This is a genomic window from Corallococcus macrosporus (assembly GCF_017302985.1).
In the GTDB taxonomy this organism is placed as follows: domain Bacteria; phylum Myxococcota; class Myxococcia; order Myxococcales; family Myxococcaceae; genus Corallococcus; species Corallococcus macrosporus_A.
On record NZ_JAFIMU010000016.1, the window covers coordinates 1 to 18,305 of the forward strand.

At 71.7% G+C, this 18,305-nt stretch carries 12 protein-coding genes and 1 pseudogene; 9 read left to right on the forward strand and 4 right to left on the reverse strand.

Translation table 11 applies throughout. The features are described 5' to 3' along the window. A pseudogene (locus JYK02_RS36285) lies at positions 1–184 on the reverse strand (hypothetical protein); the annotation flags it as partial. A 129-nt stretch (positions 185–313) separates the two neighbouring features. Here JYK02_RS36285 and JYK02_RS36290 point away from each other — a divergent pair. The 3 genes from JYK02_RS36290 to JYK02_RS36300 all read left to right on the forward strand — a co-directional run bounded on the left by JYK02_RS36290 (position 314) and on the right by JYK02_RS36300 (position 3,379). Beyond that, positions 314–1,006 carry a hypothetical protein gene (locus JYK02_RS36290; protein ID WP_431603523.1) on the forward strand — a complete coding sequence of 231 codons (693 nt, stop codon included), beginning with the start codon at positions 314–316 and terminating at the stop codon, positions 1,004–1,006. 67 nt (positions 1,007–1,073) lie between these two features. Next, complete coding sequence (locus tag JYK02_RS36295) at positions 1,074–2,423, forward strand: trypsin-like peptidase domain-containing protein (protein WP_207057543.1); 1,350 nt, start codon at positions 1,074–1,076, stop codon at positions 2,421–2,423. Then, complete coding sequence (locus tag JYK02_RS36300; protein ID WP_207057544.1) at positions 2,411–3,379, forward strand: FHA domain-containing protein; 969 nt, start codon at positions 2,411–2,413, stop codon at positions 3,377–3,379. Before JYK02_RS36295 ends, JYK02_RS36300 begins: the two co-directional genes overlap by 13 nt. A gap of 27 nt (positions 3,380–3,406) precedes the next feature. On the opposite strand, the gene JYK02_RS36305 is transcribed toward JYK02_RS36300, so the two are convergent. After that, positions 3,407–4,387 (reverse strand): aldo/keto reductase, encoded by a 981-nt coding sequence (locus tag JYK02_RS36305; RefSeq protein ID WP_207057545.1) that lies wholly within the window; start codon positions 4,385–4,387, stop codon positions 3,407–3,409. Positions 4,388–4,442: 55 nt separating this feature from the next. On the opposite strand from JYK02_RS36305, the gene JYK02_RS36310 reads away from it, so the two are divergent. Then, positions 4,443–5,639 carry a cytochrome P450 gene (locus JYK02_RS36310; protein WP_207057546.1) on the forward strand — a complete coding sequence of 399 codons (1,197 nt, stop codon included), beginning with the start codon at positions 4,443–4,445 and terminating at the stop codon, positions 5,637–5,639. Positions 5,640–5,720: 81 nt separating this feature from the next. Here JYK02_RS36310 and lon read toward each other — a convergent pair whose 3' ends face one another. Then, positions 5,721–8,180, reverse strand: coding sequence for an endopeptidase La (lon, locus tag JYK02_RS36315; protein WP_207057547.1), 2,460 nt, complete (start codon positions 8,178–8,180; stop codon positions 5,721–5,723). A 269-nt stretch (positions 8,181–8,449) separates the two neighbouring features. On the opposite strand from lon, the gene JYK02_RS36320 reads away from it, so the two are divergent. The 5 genes from JYK02_RS36320 (at position 8,450) to JYK02_RS36340 (ending at position 13,945) form a co-directional block, all read left to right on the forward strand. Next, positions 8,450–9,667, forward strand: a complete 1,218-nt coding sequence (locus JYK02_RS36320) for a VWA domain-containing protein (RefSeq protein WP_207057548.1) — start codon at positions 8,450–8,452, stop codon at positions 9,665–9,667. Between the two features lie 256 nt (positions 9,668–9,923). Continuing rightward, positions 9,924–10,781: an ImuA family protein gene (locus JYK02_RS36325; protein ID WP_207057549.1), complete on the forward strand. Its 858-nt coding sequence runs from the start codon at positions 9,924–9,926 to the stop codon at positions 10,779–10,781. 12 nt (positions 10,782–10,793) lie between these two features. Then, positions 10,794–12,341 carry a Y-family DNA polymerase gene (locus tag JYK02_RS36330; RefSeq protein WP_207057550.1) on the forward strand — a complete coding sequence of 516 codons (1,548 nt, stop codon included), beginning with the start codon at positions 10,794–10,796 and terminating at the stop codon, positions 12,339–12,341. A gap of 58 nt (positions 12,342–12,399) precedes the next feature. Next, a complete protein-coding gene (locus tag JYK02_RS36335) occupies positions 12,400–12,933 on the forward strand; it encodes a hypothetical protein (RefSeq protein WP_207057551.1) in 534 nt (177 codons plus the stop codon). Between the two features lie 34 nt (positions 12,934–12,967). Next, positions 12,968–13,945, forward strand: coding sequence for an NAD-dependent epimerase/dehydratase family protein (locus tag JYK02_RS36340; RefSeq protein WP_207057552.1), 978 nt, complete (start codon positions 12,968–12,970; stop codon positions 13,943–13,945). 87 nt (positions 13,946–14,032) lie between these two features. Here the strand turns inward: JYK02_RS36340 and JYK02_RS36345 are convergent, their stop codons facing one another. Then, positions 14,033–18,160 carry a CARDB domain-containing protein gene (locus tag JYK02_RS36345; RefSeq protein WP_207057553.1) on the reverse strand — a complete coding sequence of 1,376 codons (4,128 nt, stop codon included), beginning with the start codon at positions 18,158–18,160 and terminating at the stop codon, positions 14,033–14,035. Positions 18,161–18,305 lie beyond the last annotated feature (145 nt).

Sequence of the window (18,305 nt, forward strand, 5' to 3'; positions counted from 1 at the left end):
GCTGGGGCTCGCGCACGCGGTTCTTCAGGTGCTGCAATTCCTCCGGCTGGAGGCTCTCGCGCAGGTGGGCCAGCTTGAGGGCCAGCGCCTCCTCGCGCGGAAAGGCGGCGAGCAGGTGCTCGAAGAGCTCGAACGCCTCCGCGAGCTCGCCCCGGCGCAGGGCGCGGTCGGCACGTGCTTCCATGTCGGCCCGGACGGCAGGGGTCATCTCGCGCGGCAGAGTAACTGCTGCCCGCCCGGGATGTCACACGCGGAAACAGGAGCGCTCGACGGGCCGCATGCCCCAGGGGCGCGAAGGGGCCCGGGACTTCCCGTGCTTCGCGCTATCCTTCCGTCCGTGCTCCTGCCCGTGCTCACCGGTGTGTGGCTGTCGCTGTCCGGCGCGTTGGGCACGGAGCTGCGGCGGGACGGCTACAGCTTCCGGCCGCCGGACACGTTCCGCATGGCGCGCTGGGAGCGCTACGCCGGCTCGCAGGCGGGCGCGGTGTCGGCGGACGGGGTGCGCACGCGCGCCCTGTCCGCGGCGCTGGCGGACGGGGAGGGGCCGGACGCGGCCACGTTCCTCATCGCGGTGGTGGAGGGGGGCTTCTCCGCCAGCCCTTCGGAGCGCGACGCGTTCTCCACCGCGGTGATGCAGCACTTCCAGCGCGAGCTGGGCGTGGCGCTGACGCCGGAGCGGGTGGACCGCGTGGGCGGGCCGGTGCCCCGGGTGGAGCTCTTGGGCACGCTGCGAGAAGCAGGGCAGGTGCGCACGGTGCTGGTGACGGCGCTGGCCTCGGAGGGGCGCCATGCCGTGGTGACGGTCAGCGCGCCGGCCGACCGCTGGGACGCCATGGCCCCCCGGGTGCGCGCCTCGTTGGAGACCTTCCGCATGGAGGCCCCGGTGGCGGGCGTCGTGTCCCGGCGGCTCGCGGGAGCGCTGGCGGGCACCCTGGCCGGGGCGCTGCTGGTGTCGTACGCGGCCTGGCGCCGCCGCCGGCAGGGAGAGGGACCGGCCTCCGCGTAGGAGGGGGTTGCGGGAGGGCGACAGCGTCCCCCGGTGGGGCTCGCGGTGGGATACGGTGCCGCCGCCCATGTTCTCCCTCCTCCTTGTCGCCGTGCTCGCGCAGGGGCCCGTGGCACCTCCGGAGCCTTCGGGGGCCAGCGCGCCGCCGGTCGTCCTGCCGGCGCCGGACGCTGGCGTCGCGGACGCGGTGGTGCCGCCCCTGCCGGTGGCCTCGCTGCCCCCCGCCACGCACGAGCTGTTCCGCCGCATCCAGGGGCGCGTCTCGCAGGTGCGCATCATCGAGCGCCGCTCCGGGACGAAGTCCTCCATCGGCTCCGCGTTCTTCGTGAGCGCGAAGGGCCACGCCCTCACGAACTACCACGTCGTCTCCGACCTGGTGCTCCACCCGGAGGACTACACCGCGGAGCTGGACCGGGGCGACGCGACGGTGCCGGTGCGGCTGCTCGCGGTGGACGTGGCCAGCGACCTGGCCGTCATCCAGATGGACGCGCCCGTCAGCGACTACTTCAAGCTGGAGGAGCACGAACCGCCGCAGGGCACGCGCCTGTTCGCCATGGGCAACCCGCGCGACCTGGGCACCACCATCGTGGAGGGCACGTACAACGGCCTGGTGCGCGACGCCCTCTATGAGCGCGTGCACTTCACCGGCGCCATCAACCCCGGCATGAGCGGCGGGCCCACGCTCAGCGGCGAGGGCGGCGTCGTGGGCGTCAACGTGGCCACCATGGGCAACCAGGTGGGCTTCCTCGTGCCGGTGGCGCGCGCGCGGGCGCTGCTGGACCGGGCGCTGGCGCAGGAGGCACCGCCGGATCCGGCCGCGCTGCTGACGTCCGTGAAGGATCAGCTGATGGCCAACCAGCAGCGCATCACGGACCGGCTGATGGCCACGGACCTGCCCAAGCAGGCGCTGGGCGAGTACCGCGTCCCCGGCCGCTGGAGCCCGTTCCTCAAGTGCTGGGGCGACACGCCGCACGACCCGGAGACGCCCTACACGGTGACGAGCTACCAGTGCTCCTCCGAGGAGGACATCTTCCTGTCCTCCAGCCACCGCACGGGCGTGGTGGCCTACCTGCACCAGCACGTGGAGAGCCAGAAGCTGGGCGCCATGCGCTTCTCCGCGCTCTACAGCACGCTCTTCTCCCAGGACCCGGACGCGGTGGCCGCCACGCGCGAGGACGTCACCAACTTCCGCTGCAAGTCGGAGTTCGTGGACGTGAACGGGCTCACGGTGCGCGCGGCGCTCTGCCTGCGGGCCTACCGCCGCTTCCCGGGCCTCTACGACCTGGTGCTGCGCGCGGCCACGCTCAACGCGCCCACGCACGGCGTGGACACCAGCCTCACGCTGGGCGGCTTCTCCGCGGAGAACGCCCGCAAGCTGGCGCGCCGCTACCTGGAGGGCCTGTCGTGGACGAAGTGATCTTCCTGGAGGTGCTGGAAGGGGACGCCGTCCAGTCACGCCACCGGCTGGACAGGCTGCCGGTGACGGTGGGGCGCGGCTACGCCAACGACATCATCCTGGACGACCCGAAGGTCTCCGCGGAGCACCTGCGCCTGGAGCGGCGCGAGGACGGCGCGGTGGTGCTGCACGACGTGGGCAGCGTCAACGGCACGTTCAGCGTGGAGCCCTGGGCCGCGCTGAAGGAGCTGGTCGTCACGCCGGACACGCGCGTGTCCGTGGGCGACACGGTGCTGCGCTTCCGGCCGCGCAACTTCGTGGTGGAGGACACCGTCGTCAACGAAGCGCCCGCCGCCCCGCGCGAGCGCATCTTCGAGCGGCCCCGCGCCTTCGCGCTGGCGCTGCAGGCGCTGGTGGCCATGTCCTTCATCTCGGAGCGGGTGACCCAGTTCACGAAGACGGACTGGGGCGACCTGCTGCTGTCCAGCGTGCTGCCGCTGGGGCTGACGCTGCTGTGGGCTGGAGGCTGGTCCCTGGCCAGCCGCATCGCGCGCCGCAGCTTCCACTTCCGCGTGCACGCCACCATTGGCGCGCTGATGCTGCTGGGCTTCGCGGTGGCGCCGCCCCTGTTCGCGCTGTTCAGCTTCAGCTTCTCGCTGGGCGCGTGGCTGGGCTTCGTGCGCACGCTGGTCGTGCTGGGGCTGGTGGGGTGGGGGATCTACTGGCACCTGCGCTACGTGACGCGCTGGCAGGGCCGGCGGCTGGTGCGCGGGCTCGTCATCGCGTCGGTGGGCGTGCTGGCGCTCACCAACGTGTCGGAGCTGCTGGGCAACGAGCCCTTCAGCGAGACGCTGGAGTTCTCCCGCTCGCTGCTGCCGCCGGTGCTGCGCGTGGCCCCGGCGCACTCCATGGACTCGTTCTTCGAGGACGTGAAGCCGCTGGAGAAGAAGGTGGACGTGCTCGTGAACGAGCGTTGAAAGCGCGTCCACCGGAGGTGGCACGGACTACAGGCCGCGCACCGCGTGCGGCTTGTAGGGGGCCTCCAGCGCCTTGATCTCCTCGGGCGTGAGCTTGAGGTTCACGGCCTTCACCGCGTCCTCCAGGTGCTCGGGCTTCGTCGCGCCGATGATGGGCGCGGTGACCACGGGCTTGGACAACAGCCACGCCAGGGACACCTGCGCGGGCGGGGCCTTGCGCGCCTCCGCCACCTGCTTCACCGCCTCCACCACGTCCCAGTCCCCGGGCTGGTTGTAGAGCATGGGCGACAGCGTGTCGGAGCCCGCGCGCGTCGTGGCCTCCTTGTCGTCCAGCGACTTGCGCGACCCCGCGAGCAGCCCGCGCGCGAGCGGCGACCAGGGGATGACGCCCACGCCTTCCGCCTCGCAGAGGGGCAGCATCTCCCGCTCCTCCTCGCGGTAGACCAGATTGTAGTGGTTCTGCATGGATACGAAGCGCGCCCAGCTGTTGCGCTCGGACACGCTCAGCGCGCGCATGAACTGCCACGCGTACGCGGAAGATGCGCCCAGGTAGCGCACCTTGCCCTGGCGCACGAGCTGATCCAACGCGGACAGCGTCTCCTCGATGGGCGTGTTCGGGTCCATCCGGTGGATTTGATAGAGGTCGATGGTGTCCACGCCCAGCCGCTTGAGGCTCGCCTCGCAGGCCTGCGTGATGGCCTTGCGTGACAGGCCCCGCTCGTTCTGGCCGCTGCCGGTGGGGAAGTAGACCTTCGTCGCCAGCACCACTTCGTCCAGCTTCGCGTACTTGCGCAGCGCGCGGCCTGTCACTTCCTCGCTGACGCCGTCCGAGTACATGTTCGCCGTGTCGAAGAACGTCACGCCCAGCTCCACCGCGCGGCGGAAGAAGGGCTGCGAGGCCTCCTCGTCCAGCACCCACGGGCGCCACTTCGGGGTGCCGTAGCTCATGCAGCCCAGGCAGATGCGGGAGACCCGCAGGCCCGTGTGACCCAGGTTGGCGTACTTCATGGTCCGCTCCTTGGCGTGAGTGCCAATTCCGTTCGCTGCTTGCGTATTGCCCGTCATGAGCGAGCGCTTCAACCTCCTGTCTCCGGAAGTGAAGGCCAACCCCTATCCCACCTACGCCCGCATGCGCCGCGAGGCCCCCGTGTGTCAGGTGGAGCCCGGTGGCATGTGGGCCGTGTCGCGCCATGAAGACGTGCTGCGCGTCCTCAAGGACCCGCGGCGCTTCTCCTCGCAGGGCTTCCGCGTGGCCACCAATCCGCCCTGGCTGGGCGGCAACCCCTTCTCCGAGTCCATGCTCACCATGGACCCGCCCCAGCACGCCCGCCTGCGGGTGCTGGTGCAGAAGGCCTTCGGCGCGGCGGCCATGGCCCAGTTGGAGCCCCGCGTGCGCGACCTCTGCCGGCAGGCGGTGGCGGAGCTGCCCCGGGGCGTGCCGGTGGACCTGATGCCGCCGTACGCGCTGCGCATCCCGGCCGCCGTCATCAGCGACCTGCTGGGCCTGGACCCCTCCCGCGCCACGCGGCTGAAGCAGTGGGCGGACCTGATTACCGGCGGCGTCACCACGGTCAAGCCGGACGAGGAGGACCGCAAGCAGCGGGCCCGCGACGCGGTGGCGGAGCTGCGCCAGTACTTCGGCGAGGTGCTGGAGGCCCGCGCCCGCGCGCCCGGCACGGACCTGGTCAGCGAGCTGCAACAGGCCCGCGTGGACGGCGAGGCCCTGTCCAAGGACGAGCTCATCGCGTTCATGGCGCTCCTCCTGGTGGGCGGCATCGAGACGGTGGTGCACCTGCTGGGTGCGTCGCTCGTCGTGCTGCGCGACCACCCGGAGATCTGGACGCAGCTGCGCGCGGACCGCTCGCGCATCCCGGGCTTCATCGAGGAGGTCCTGCGCTACGAGCCGCCCGCCCAGGCCGCGCCGCGCCTCACCACGGAAGAGGTGGAGCTGGGCGGGGTGAGCCTGCCCAAGGGCGCGCCGGTGCTGGTGCTGCTGGGCTCCGCCGCGCACGACGAGGCGCACTTCCCGGACGGCGACCGCTTCAACCTGTCCCGCCCCGGCCCGCAGAACCTGCCCTTCGGCCACGGCATCCACTTCTGCCTGGGCGCGCAGCTGGCGCGCATGGAGGGACGCCTGGCCCTGGAGGCGCTGCTGGACGCCGTGGGCCACCTGCAGGCCGGCCCGGAGCCCATGACGTGGCACCGCACGCTGGTGGTGCGCGGGCCCGCCACGCTGCCGCTGGTGCTGCACCCGCATTGAAGCAGGGCAGGGGGCCCGCAAAGACGACGGGCAGGTTCCCGTGAAGGAACCTGCCCGCGTCACTTCAAGCGCTGGACTTCGTTACGCCCGGACTTCCGCCGGAGGCGTGTCCGTCGTGGTGGTGGCCGGAACCACGCCCTCCTTGAAGGGAGAGGTCTCCATCGCCGCCTTGAGCACGTCGTCCATGTGCGTGGCGAAGATGAACTCCAGCTCGTTCTTCGCCTGATCCGGCACGTCGATGAGGTCCTTGCGGCAACGCTCCGGCAGGATGACGCGCTTGATGCCCGCGCGGTGCGCCGCCAGGACCTTCTCCTTGATGCCGCCCACCGGCAGCACCAGGCCGCGCAGCGTGGCCTCGCCCGTCATCGCCGTGTCGTGCCGCACCCGGATGCCCGTCAGCAGGCTGGTGAGCGCGGTCAGGATGGTGACGCCGGCCGAAGGACCATCCTTGGGGATGGAGCCCGCGGGGAAGTGCAGGTGGATGTCCGTCTTCTCGAGGAAGTTCGGGTTGATGCCGAGCGACTCCGCCTTGCTGCGCAGGTAGCTCAGCGCCGCCGTGGCGGACTCCTTCATCACGTCGCCCAGCTGGCCGGTGAGCGTCATGCCGCCCTTGCCCGCCATCTTGGTCGCTTCGATGAAGAGCAGGTCGCCACCCGCCGCGGTCCACGCGAGGCCCGTCGCGACACCGGGAACCTCCGTGCGCTCCGCGACCTCCGAGTAGAACGTCTCGGGCCCGAGGATCTCCTTCACGCGCTCCGCGCCGATGACCTGCTTCTCCAGCTTGCCGCCGGCCACTTCCACCGCCACCGCGCGGCAGATGTCCGCGATGCGGCGCTCCAGGTTACGCACGCCCGCCTCGCGGGTGTACGACGTGGTCAGGATGAGCAGCGCCTCGTCCTGCACCTCGATGTGGTCCCCGTTGAGGCCGTGCTCCTTGAGCTGCTTCGGCACGAGGTGGATGCGGGCGATGGCCTGCTTCTCCTCGAACGTGTAGCCCGTCAGCTCGATGATCTCCATGCGGTCGCGCAAGGGACCGGGGATGGGGTCGAGCTGGTTCGCCGTGGCGACGAACATGACCTTCGACAGGTCGAACGCCACGTCCAGGTAGTGGTCGCTGAACGTGCTGTTCTGCTCCGGGTCCAGCACCTCCAGCAGCGCCGCGCTCGGGTCGCCGCGGAAGTCCGCGCCCAGCTTGTCGATTTCGTCCAGCATCATGACCGGGTTCTTCGTCCCGGCCTTCTTCATGCTCTGGATGAAGCGGCCCGGCAGCGCGCCCACGTACGTGCGGCGGTGGCCACGGATTTCCGCCTCGTCACGCACGCCGCCCAAGCTGAGGCGCACGAACTTGCGGCCGGTGGCCTTGGCCACGCTCTGGCCCAGCGACGTCTTGCCGACGCCCGGGGGACCGACGAGGCACAGGATGGGCCCGCGCATGTCGTTCTTGAGCTTGCGGACGGCCAGGTACTCCAGGATGCGCTTCTTCACCTTCTTGATGCCGAAGTGATCCTTGTCCAGCTGCTGGCGCGCGTTCTCGATGTCGAGGTTGTCCTCGGACACCTTCGACCACGGCAGGTCCGCGATCCAGTCCAGGTAGGTGCGCGCGACGGTGTACTCGCTGGAGGCCGCCGGGATCGTCTTGAGGCGGTTGAGCTCCTTCTGGGCGACCTTCTCCACCTCGGGGGGCAGGGCTGCCTTCTTCAGGCGCTCCTGGAGCTCGTCGAGCTCTTCCTCTTCCTCGCCCATCTCGCCGAGCTCTTCCTTGATCGCCTTGAGCTGCTGGCGCAGGTAGTACTCGCGCTGGGTCTTCGACATCTCGCCCTTCACGGCGGAGTCGATCTTGTTGGAGAGCTTGAGGATCTCGCGCTTGCGGTTGAGCAGCTCCAGGACGAGCTTCATGCGCGCCTTGAGGTCGACCGTCTCCAGCACGGCCTGCTTCTCCTCGATGGGCACGTCCACGTTGGCGGCGATGAGGTCCGCCAGGTGGCCCGGATGCGTGATGCTCTCCACCAGCTCCGTGGCGGCGGCCGGCAGCTCGGGCATCAGCTCGATGACCTCGCGCGCCAGCTTCTTCAGGTTGATGCCCAGGGCCTCCACTTCGACGTTCTCGGAGGAGGTCTTGTCCTCCACCGCGTCGACGCGGGCCTTGAGGTACGGGGCCTCCTGCACCAGCTCCATCACGCGGAAGCGCGCGAGGCCCTGGACCACGAGCGAGTAGTTGTCCTCGCCCATCTTCAGGAGTTTCACGATGCGGGCGACGGTGCCCATCGTGTACAGGTCGGACGCGCCCGGATCCTCTTCCTCGGCGCGGCGCTGCGTCACGACGCCGATGACCTGGTCGTCACGGACGGCGTCCTTGATCAGCGCGATGGTCTTCTGGCGGCCGACGGCCAGGGGCAGCACACCGCCGGGGAAGAACACACTGTTGCGCAGCGGCAGGATGGGCAGCACCTGCGGGATGTCTTCCTTGTTGATGAGCCCCGGAGGGGCCATCGCGGTGGGCATGGCGCTGGCCGCGGTGCCCTTCTTCTTCTCGTCAGACATGGGAGTTCGGCCTCTTCCTTGCTTGAACCCGGTCAGCAAGCGGCCGGGCCGGTGAACCATCCGGTTGTTTTCTGCGGCGGATGAACCAACGTAACAACCAAACGGGACATGGCAAACGCGATGTGCGTTATTTCCGTGCCTCGTCGGCTGTACGACGCTCCTCTATTAACGGCCCAGAAGTCTCGCGTCCGGCGAAGGGGTGGGGCATGCTCGCCCCCTCTCACGCTTGATGCGGTGCGCGAGCGCGCGCCCCCGCACTGGAGGCCGATGTGAAGCTCCACACCTGCGCCCACCTGCTGTCGCTGTCCGCGCTCCTGGCGCTCGGATGCCACTCTCCCGTGGACGACGCGGGCTCGACGGTGCCCGACGCCTGCGAGGCCACCCCGCCGGTGCTGGCGCCCCAGAAGACGGACATCCTCTTCGTCATCGACAACTCCGGATCCATGGAGGAGGAGCAGCAGGGCATCGCGACGGAGCTGCCCGCGTTCCTCGCCGCGCTGAAGGAGGGCAGCGGCGTGGCCCAGGACTTCCGCGTGGGGGTCATCACGACCTCCGTGTACCAGCGGCTGTTGCTGGCGAACGGTGCGGACACCATCCGCTCCTTCCCGGATCAGGAGGGCCGGCTCCAGCCGGTGAAGGACGACGCCGGCAAGCCCACCGACGAGCGCTTCATCGAGGGCACGGATCCGCTGCTCCTGGACAAGTTCCAGCGCCTGGTGAACCAGGGCACGGCGGGCAGCGGGCAGGAGACCCCGTTCGAAGCGGTGCGGCTGGCGGTCGCCTCGCCCCTGGCCACCCGGCCCACGTCGGAGGGTGGCAACGCGGGCTTCCTCCGGGACGGCGCCCGCCTGCTGGTGGTGGTGGTGTCCGACGAGGAGGACTGCAGCTCCACGCAGCGTCCGCCGCCGGTGACGCTGGGGCTGGACACGTCCGTGGACTCCTGCACCGTGCAGGGGGACAAGCTGACCCCGGTGGCGGAGTACTACCAGGCCTTCCAGGGGCTGCATGACGGCACGGGCGCGTCGCGCGAGGTGCTGTGGGCGACCATCGGGCCGGTGGCGCTGTCGGACAAGCGCGCGGAGCTGACGACGGAGCTGGTGGGGAGCACGACCTACGTGCGCAACGTCGACTGCCCGACGTCCTACGGGCCCGGCTACCGGCAGAGCGACATGGCGAAGGCGTTCGACGCGACCCGGGCGAACCTGGATTCCATCTGCAAGCCGAGCTACCAGCAGACGCTGCTCGACATCGCGGCGCTGGCCACGGTGGCGCAGAGCGTGGACGTGGTGAACCTGCCGGATCCGCGCCTCGCGGTGGTGTACGTCACGCGGGCGGACGGCTCCGTGCAGACGTGCACCGCGGCCAACGGCGACTTCCGCTACGAGCCCTCCGGAGAGAATCGCTCCGCGCGCCTCTTCTTCCTGGGCCCGTGCCTGCGGCGCGTGGGCGACACGAAGGTGGAGGTGAAGGTGCTGTGCGCCGGGTAGCCCGGAGCTGATCCGCGCGCCGTACCCCGAAGGGCTCCGCGAAGGACGCGGGGCCCTTCTTCTTTGGCGCGGAGCGTGACCTGTCATGTCCGGTGCCACGTGAAGTGACGCGCGCGGATCCGACCCCTCCCATCGAGTGGAGCACCCGACGCGACAGGTCTCACGCGCTCGGAATGCCGCCTGCTGGGGTGTCAGACGGCTTCGGATACTGGCCTCATGCGCGCACCGGTGGAGGGGGCGCGGACCTGGAGGCGGCATGAGCGCGGCGGTGGAGCGGACGGCGGGGTTGGGGGTGGTGGAGGAGCTGCGCGAACGGATCCGCCAGTTGCAGGCGGCGCCCCGGCGCGCGCTGTCGGTGCTGCGCACGGGCGTGGACGCGGTGGACGCGCTGCTGCCGCAGGGAGGCCTGCCGCTGGGCACCTCCGTGGAGCTGTGCGGCGAGGCCGCGTCGGGGCGCACCAGCCTGGCGCTGCGCGCGGTGGCGTCCGCGCACCGGGAGCTGCGCCTGTGCGCGTGGGTGGACGGTCCGAAGGAGCTCTATCCTCCTGCCGCGGCGGCGCTGGGCGTGGACCTGAAGCGGCTGCTCGTCGTGCGGCCCCGGGCCTTCGCGCAGCGGGTGTGGTCCGCCGTGCAGCTCGCGCGCAGCGGCGCCTTCACGGCGGTGGTGCTGGACCTCTCGCATGGCGTGGGCGCCGCGGGGCGTCCGGAGCGGCTGGCGCTGACGGAGGCGCGCAAGCTGGTGGACGCGGCGTCGCGGGGCGGGACGCTGGTGCTGCTCTTGACGTCGCCGGAGGCGCCCGCGGACGGGCTCGCGCGGCTGCGGCTGGAGGCCCGGGGCGTCCAGGGCTGGTCCGTGGAGCTGGAGCGCAGCCGGGGCGGTGGCGTGGGGACGCGCGTCGTGCGCCCCTGGCGGGAGCTCTACCCGGAGGTGGGGTTGGACGCCGGGGCGCCGCTGCTGGACACCGACGTGGATCAGGCAGGGGACGCGGGGCCGGGCTTCTACCGCGACGCGAGCGACCGCGTGCGCAACGGCCTGGGCATCCTGGGCCAGCGGCCCGGCCGTGACGCGCCCATGCCCTCCATGGGTGATGCGCTGTCGCCGGAAGGTCGCTGAGGAAGGCAGGCCATGCGGAGGGGCTACCTGCACGTCATGCGCTTCCCGGTGCAGCGCAAGGTCATTGAATCGCCCGCGCTCGCGGGCCAGCCGCTGGTGCTGGTGGAGGAGGTGCGCGGCCAGCGCCGGGTGGCCTTCGCCTCCACGCGCGCGCTGAAGGCCGGCGTGCGGCCGGGGATGACGCTGACGGCGGCCACGGCGCTGGAGCCCGGGCTGCGGCACTTCCCGTACCGGCCGAAGGACGAGGCCCAGGCGCTGGCCGCGCTGGGCGAGTCGCTGCTCGGCCTGTGCCCGGGCTTCCAGCGCGACGCGCCGGAGGGGCTGTGGTTCGACGCGAGCGCCGCGCACCTGGTGGGGGGCGAAGCGGAGCTGGGCGCGCGCGTGCTGGAGGTCTGCGCCGAGCAGGGCTACCGCGCGCACGTGACGATGGCGTCGGAGGCGTTCACCTCGCGGGTGCTGGCGCGGCATGGCTCCCGGCGGGTGGAGGTGGTGCCGGAGGGGCAGGGGGCCCGCGCGCTGGCGCCCCTGCCGCTGGGCGCGCTGGAGGACGCCGCGGCGCGGGCCTTCTCCGTGCTGGGGCTGTCCACGCTGGGGGAGGTGGCGGCGCTGCCGGCCGGAGCGGTGACGGCGCGCGGAGGCGCGGGCGCGGCCCGGATCCACGCGCGGTGCCGGGGCGTGGACGACACGCCCTTCACGCCGGAGCCGCTGGAGGAGGCGCTGGAGGACCGGGTGGTGCTGGACGCGCCCGCGGACACCTTCGAGCCCGTGCAGTTCGCGCTCAAGACGCTGTTGGACCGGCTGGGCGCGCGGCTCTCCGGACGCCAGCGCGCGGCGGTGCGGCTCACCTTCGTGCTGCGCCTGGATCCCACCGGCGAGGCCCAGGTGCCGCTGTTGCTGGCGCGGCCCACGGCGCGCGCGAAGCTGCTGCTGGACCTGGCGCGGCACCGGCTGGGGGAGCTGCGGCTGGAGCGGCCGGTGGCGGAGGTCGCCGTGCGGGTGGACGCGCACGACGAGGACCAGGGCCAGCAGCTCGCGCTGGGGGATGCGCCGGAGGGGGACGCGGCCCTGGAGGCCGTGCTGTCGCGGCTGGCGACGACGCTGGGCGAGGAGGCGCTGTTCGCCGCGTCGCTGGAGGCCGTGCACCGTCCGGAGTCCGCGCACTCGGCCCGGGCCTTCCACCCTCCGGAGACGCGGCGCGGCCTGCTGTCCTCCCCAGGCTCTCCCGCACCGTCCGCCCTGGTGCCGGAGGAGCCCGCGGCCCCCATCACCGTCTGGCGTGAGACGGGGGCGGCCCGGGAGCGGCCGTCGCGGCTGCTGGCCCAGCCGGCCCGGCTGGACGCGGAGGTGGCGCCGTCCGGGGAGATGCTCGCGGCGCGCCTGGGGGGCCGGCGGCACCGGGTGACGGCCATGGCGGGGCCGGAGCGGCTGGGTGGTGAGTGGTGGACGGACACCCCGTACCAGCGGGACTACTACCGCGTGCACTTCGAGGGGCTGGGGCCCGCCTGGGTGTACCGGGACGGGCGGGACGGGGGCTTCTACCTGCAGGGGTTGTTCGATTGACGGGCGGGCGCGTGCGGTCGGGGTGGAGGCCCCGCCGCTTGTGGCCTAGCGTGACGGCATGCGCCCCGCACGACTCCTCCCGCTCCTCCTCGTGTCCCTCGTCCTTCCGGCCTGCGCCGCACGGCAGGTGCGTCCGGAGGGAGCCATCCGCAAGGTGGTGGTGGTGTCGGGCTCGCGCGTGGACGTGCTGCCCACGGGCACGTTCCGCCAGGACATCATCGGTGAGAGCAACCCGCGCACGGTGCTGGCCCGCCAGACGGAAGCGGAGCTGCTCTCGCGGGGCTTCGAGGTCGTGGCCACGCGCCAGTCCGCGGCCCCGGTGCCGCTCACGGACGAGGTGTCGTCCTTCGTCCAGCAGAACAAGGCCGAGGCCGCGGTGGTGGTCATCCTGGACTGGCTGGACGTGTCCGGCGCGACGGTGCTGGGCCGGGTGGACGTGGTGCTGCGGCTGGGCATGGTGGACCCCAACGGACAGGTCATCTGGACGGACACGTTCCGCTCGCAGCCCGTGGTGAGCGCCTACCAGTCCGCGACGGACTGGAACTCGTTCCTTCGCCGGGCCGTCATCGACGCGGTGAAGGTGGTGCCGTGACGGCCGCCTTCCTTTCGCGCGGGAAGAGGGGGGCATGCGGGTCCTGGTGACGGGCGCGGCGGGCTTCATCGGCGCCCATGTCTGCGAGCGGCTCCTCGCCCGGGGTGACACGGTGGTGGGCCTGGACGCGCTGGACGCGGTCCCCGGGGACGTGGCGCTGCGGCGCTCCCGCCTCCAGCGGCTGTCCGGCGCGCGCGGCTTCCGCTTCCTGCAAGGGGACATCACCGACGCGGCCCGGCTGGGCGAGGCGTTCACGGCCGCGCGTCCGGAGGGCGTGGTGCACCTGGCCGCGCGCGTGGGCGTGCGGGCCCCGGACGCGGAGGCCCCGGCGTACGCGGACACCAACGTGACGGGCTTCGTGCGCGTGCTGGAGGCCTGCCGCGAGGCGAAGGTCGCGCACCTGGTCTACGCGTCCTCCAGCTCCGTGTACGGCGCGGCCACGCCGGTGCCGTTCCGCGAGGACGCGCCCGTGGATCAGCCGCTCAACCTCTACGGCGCCACCAAGCGCGCCAACGAGCTGATGGCGCACGCGTACAGCCACCTGCACCGGCTGCCCGCCAGCGGCCTGCGCTTCTTCACGGTGTACGGACCCTGGGGACGTCCGGACATGGCGCCGCTCCTGTTCCTGCGCGCGCTGGCGAAGGGCGAACCCTTGCGGCTGCACGGCGACGGGCGCATGCGGCGCGACTTCACCTTCGTGGACGACGTGGCGGAGGCAGTGCTGCGCGTGCTGGACCGGCCGCCGTCCGGAAGTCCGCCGCACCGGCTGCTCAACGTGGGGCACGGCGAGCCCGTGGCATTGGGCGACTTCGTGGACCTGCTGGAGCAGCACTGGGGCGCGAAGGCCCGCGTGACGTCCGTGCCCGCGCAGCCCGCGGAGATGGCCTCCACGTGGGCGGACACGTCACGCCTGGAGGCGGAGACGGGCTTCCGGCCGCGCGTGTCCGTGGACGCGGGCGTGGCCCGGCTGGTGGCGTGGTACCGCGAGTGGATCCGCACCGACGCCCGCTGAGCCGTGCAGGAAACGGCGGCGGGCGCCGCCCGGAGCGCGTGATGGCCCCGGCCGACGCCCGCGCGTCCTACGTGCTGCGAGGTGTGGCTACGGCAGCACCGCGAGGAAGCCCTCGACGAAGGCGTTGTTGTCCTCGCGCAGCTCCGTCACGAACCGCTGCGAGTCCACCAGCGCGCCCAGGTAGAACAGCCCGGAGGACTGGTAGCCGGGCAGCGTGTACGCGGAGGCGAAGAGCTGGCGCGTCGTGCACTGCCCCGCATCCAGATTGTCCACGTCCAACTGGCCCAGGCTCACCTGGGTGGCGGAGGACGGCATCTCGTCCGGGAACGCCAGGGTGGGCTGGGTGGAGAGGAGGACCTCCACCTGGCTGTTCCCCCACGAGGACTGCGTGCCCTGGTTGCAGACCGTCACGGTGGTGAGGAACATCTCCCCCCCGCGCACGGCGAACGGAGCGGTGACCTCCGTGACGACCAGGTCCGGCGCGTACCCCACGCCGATGCGGCCCCGCATGAAGGCGTTGTTGTCCGTGCGCAGCTCGTCGAAGGGAGAGGGGGCGCGCACGATGGCTGCCAGGAAGAGAGGCACTTCCGGCCCTGACGCCGGTGGACTGGCGTGGAGGGTGTCTTCCCGCGTGATGCACGCGTTCTCGGGCAGGGGGGGAATGTCCACCGTTCCCACCAGGGACACGCCGGAGGCCGGATCCATGGGCATCCCGGGGAGGGGCGGCTCCGGAGGTGTGGGCTCCGTGGTGAAGAAGAGCTCCACTCTCTGCGCGAAGGAGGGCTGCGTGCCCTGGTTGCAGACCGTGACGGAGACCGGCGCCTGGTCATGGGGCGCGATGTTCTCCGGCCCGCCCACGGCGGTGATGACGAGGTCCGGCGCGGACCCCACGCCGACGCGCGGCCCGATGAAGGTGTTGTTGTCCTTGCGCACCTCCGGGGTGCTCCCGTTCCGGTCCAGGGTGGCCCCCACGTAATACGTGCGCTCCTGCCACCAGGCTCCGTAGAAGTGGCCTGTCACCGGCGTGGTGCTGCAGGTGTGCGCGGCCAGCTGGGGGATGAAGAACTCGCCCAGGAACTCATCCTGGGGCGGCGGGGGCGCGCCCGGCGCCGGCAGGGACAGCTCGGGGACGGTCAACAGGTGCAGTGTCACCAGCGCCTGATTGGACGAGGGCTGGGAGCCCTGGTTGCAGACGGTGAGGGTGGTGGTGAAGGACTGGCCCGGCTGGATGCTGGCGGGCGGCGTCAGCGCGGTGATGACCAGGTCGGCATCCCACCCCACGCCCAGCCGGCCCTTCACGAAGACGTTGTTGTCCTCGCGCAGCTCCGGCTGGTTCTGGAACGGATCCACGACGGCGCTCAGGAACACGGGCTGCCCCGGTGAGGCGCCCCCCGGGGGTTGGCCCGCGGACATCATCCCCATGGAGCTCACGCACTGCCCGGCCTGGAGCGGCGCGACGTTCACGAACCCCGCCAGGAACTGGTCGGGGCCGGGGAACGGCGCCGGCGAGCCCTGCGGAGGCAGGGCCCAGGTCTCTTCCGAGGACACGACGAGCGCCACCTCGGTGGAGTTCACGGAGTCGGTGCCCACGTTGCAGACGCGCACGGTGGCGGCGAACGGCTCATACGGCGCGACGGTGCCGGGGGCCTCCACCGAGGTGACCACCAGGTCCGGCCCGTTGCCCACGCTCAAGGGGCCCGCCACGCGCGTGTTGTTGTCCCTGCGCAGCTCCTGCGGCGCCGGGCCCTGGGAGACGACGGCCCCCAGGTACAGCGGACGGAACGGAATCGCGTAGGGCGGCAACTCCGCCGACCCGACGATCTGCCGCGTGGCGCAGGCGCCCGCGCTCAGCGCCGGCACGAGCGCGCTCCCCACGATCCGATGGCTGCCCATCGGCAATGGGCCCGGAGGCGCCAGCGGGTCCGGCGCCGGCAGGGTGTCGTCCACGCTCACGTAGACATCCACGTACGCGCCGCTGTTCATCGTCCCCGTGCCCACGTTGCAGACCTTCACGGTGCTGGTGAAGGAGCCCCAGGGCCGCACGCTGGCGGGCCCCTGCAGCTCGGTGATGACGAGGTCCGGCCCGATGCCCAGGCCGACGATGCCCGCGGCGAAGCCGTTGTTGTCCGTGCGCGGCTCGGGTCCCTGCGCGTCCACGACCGCGCTCAGGTGCAGGGGCCGCTCGAACGGCGAGGGCATCGCGTCAATGGGGCGCATGGCGGTGAACGTGGAGCGCTCGGTCGTGCACTGCCCGGCCGCGAGCGTCGCGTAGGGCTGGGCGCGCCCCAGGAAGGCATAGGCCCGCTGGAGGTCCGCGAACACGGGCGGCGCCGGCGGCGGCCGCGACACGGGAGGCTCCGTCTCCGTGGAGAGGAACAGCGAGACCCCGTAGTCGTGCGCGAGCGTGTTGCCGCGGTTGCAGACCTTATAGGTCGCGGTGAAGGACTGGCCTTCGACGAGGTTCGCGGGCGCGCGCACGTCCGTGATCACCAGGTCCGCTTCCGGGCCCGTGCCCACCAGCCCCTGGATGAACGTGTTGTTGTCCTCGTTCAGCTCCGGGACCATGCGGAACGGGTCGATGGCCGCGCCCAGGTACAGGGGCTGCCCCGGCTGTGCCCCCGAGGGCAGGATGCGATAGGCGTTCACCGCCACCGTCTGGCACTGGCCGGCGGGGAGATAGGACACGTTCTCCCCGCCCAGCGGAACCTGGGTCTGCATGGGATAGGGCCCGGACGACGGCGGGAGCGTCACCGCGGCTTCCGTGGCGAGGTAGAACTCCAGGTAGGCGGAGCCAGACAGGCTCTGCGTGCCCACGTTGCAAACCTGCGCCTCCAGGAAGAACGAAGGGGAATCCGGAAGGTTGCCGGGGCCCTTCACCGAACGCACCACCAGGTCGGGGCCATGGCCCTCGCCCACGGTGCCCTTCGTGAAGGTGTTGTTGTCCTCACGCAGCTCCGGGACGGACTGCATCCCGTCCACACGCGCGCCCAGGTACAGCGGCGCACCCGGCTGGAAGGCCGGGGGCGGGTACGAGATGCCGGACACCGGCAGCGTGACGCACCGTCCGGCATCCAGCCCCGGCGCCTGTACCTGGGCGACGAAGGACTCCGTCTGGGCGCCGGGCGCCTGCGAGGAGGACAGCACGGCCTCCGTGGACAGCAGCACCTCCGCGCGCACATCCATGGCCTGGTCCGTGCCCACGTTGCACACCTTCACGGAGCCGGAGAACGGCCTCCCCGGAGAGACGTTCGTGGGCCCCGTCAGGTCGGTGACCACGAGGTCCGGGCCGAGGCCCACACCCAGTCGGCCCGCGACGCGTGTGTTGTTGTCCTCGCGCAGCTCGGGGCGCTGCTGATCCGGGTCGACGATGGCGCCCACGTACAGCGGCTGCTCGGGCTGGGTGGCCGCGGGGGGAGGCTCGGCGAAGACCTGCGTCCGGACCGTGAGGCACCCGCTCGCCTCCAGCACCGGCACGGGGACGGTCCCCACCGGCACCTGGGTCGCCGCCGGCGAACCCGGCGTGGGAAGGCTCAGGGTGTCCAGCGTGGAAAGGTAGATCTTCGCCTCGGTGGAGGACGAGGGCATCGTGCCCACGTTGCAGACGCGCACGTCGGCGAGGAAGCCCGCGCCGGGCCGGACGCTCGCGGGCGTCCGCACTTCGGAAACCACGAGGTCCGGGCCGCGGCCCACGCCCATCAGGCCGAGGACGAAGCCGTTGTTGGTCTCATCCAGCTCCGTCACCGACTGCCAGGTGTCGATGCTGGCGCCCAGATAGAAGGCGGTGCCGGGCTGCCCCGGAGGAGGCAGTGCGTAGGCGTTCACGGGGCGCGTGATGCACTGGAGTGGCTCCAGCGGGCCCACGTCCACCTCGCCCACGATGCTCTGGGTCGGGGGCGGAGGGTTGGGGCCGGGCACCTGCTGGGTGGAGGTCGTGGACAGGTACACCTGCACGATCGTTCCGCCGCCCTGGGGATAGGCGGCCGCGGAGCCCTGGTTGCAGACCTTCACGGTGACGGTGAAGGGGTCTCCATCGCGAACGCTGTCGGGAGCGCGCAGCTCGGTGATGACCAGGTCCGAGCCGTGGTCCAGTGAATGACCTTGGCCGCGGACGGGGTTCGCGTTCGACGACGCGCCCTCGCTTCCGCAGCCGGTGCTGACGAGCGTGCCTGCGATGAGCAGACACGCGTGTGTCCATGACGGCGATAGCCGTGGCATGTGTTCTCCTTGGGGGTATGGGTGGTCTACGAGGCGCCGGCGGGGCCGTCCGGCGCAGGGAGAAGCTTTAAGCAAGGCCTTCCGGAGACGAAAGGCAGACCTGCGCAATCGTGCCGGAATCAGGGGCCGGGAAAAGGCAATCGCC

Excerpts from the sequence above, each read along its gene's own strand:
- JYK02_RS36295 (WP_207057543.1), top strand. The coding sequence starts at position 1,074 with ATGTTCTCCCTCCTCCTTGTCGCCGTGCTCGCGCAGGGGCCCGTGGCA.
- JYK02_RS36305 (WP_207057545.1), bottom strand. The coding sequence starts at position 4,387 with ATGAAGTACGCCAACCTGGGTCACACGGGCCTGCGGGTCTCCCGCATC.
- JYK02_RS36310 (WP_207057546.1), top strand. The coding sequence starts at position 4,443 with ATGAGCGAGCGCTTCAACCTCCTGTCTCCGGAAGTGAAGGCCAACCCC.
- lon (WP_207057547.1), bottom strand. The coding sequence starts at position 8,180 with ATGTCTGACGAGAAGAAGAAGGGCACCGCGGCCAGCGCCATGCCCACC.
- JYK02_RS36325 (WP_207057549.1), top strand. The coding sequence starts at position 9,924 with ATGAGCGCGGCGGTGGAGCGGACGGCGGGGTTGGGGGTGGTGGAGGAG.
- JYK02_RS36330 (WP_207057550.1), top strand. The coding sequence starts at position 10,794 with ATGCGGAGGGGCTACCTGCACGTCATGCGCTTCCCGGTGCAGCGCAAG.
- JYK02_RS36335 (WP_207057551.1), top strand. The coding sequence starts at position 12,400 with ATGCGCCCCGCACGACTCCTCCCGCTCCTCCTCGTGTCCCTCGTCCTT.
- JYK02_RS36340 (WP_207057552.1), top strand. The coding sequence starts at position 12,968 with ATGCGGGTCCTGGTGACGGGCGCGGCGGGCTTCATCGGCGCCCATGTC.
- JYK02_RS36345 (WP_207057553.1), bottom strand. The coding sequence starts at position 18,160 with ATGCCACGGCTATCGCCGTCATGGACACACGCGTGTCTGCTCATCGCA.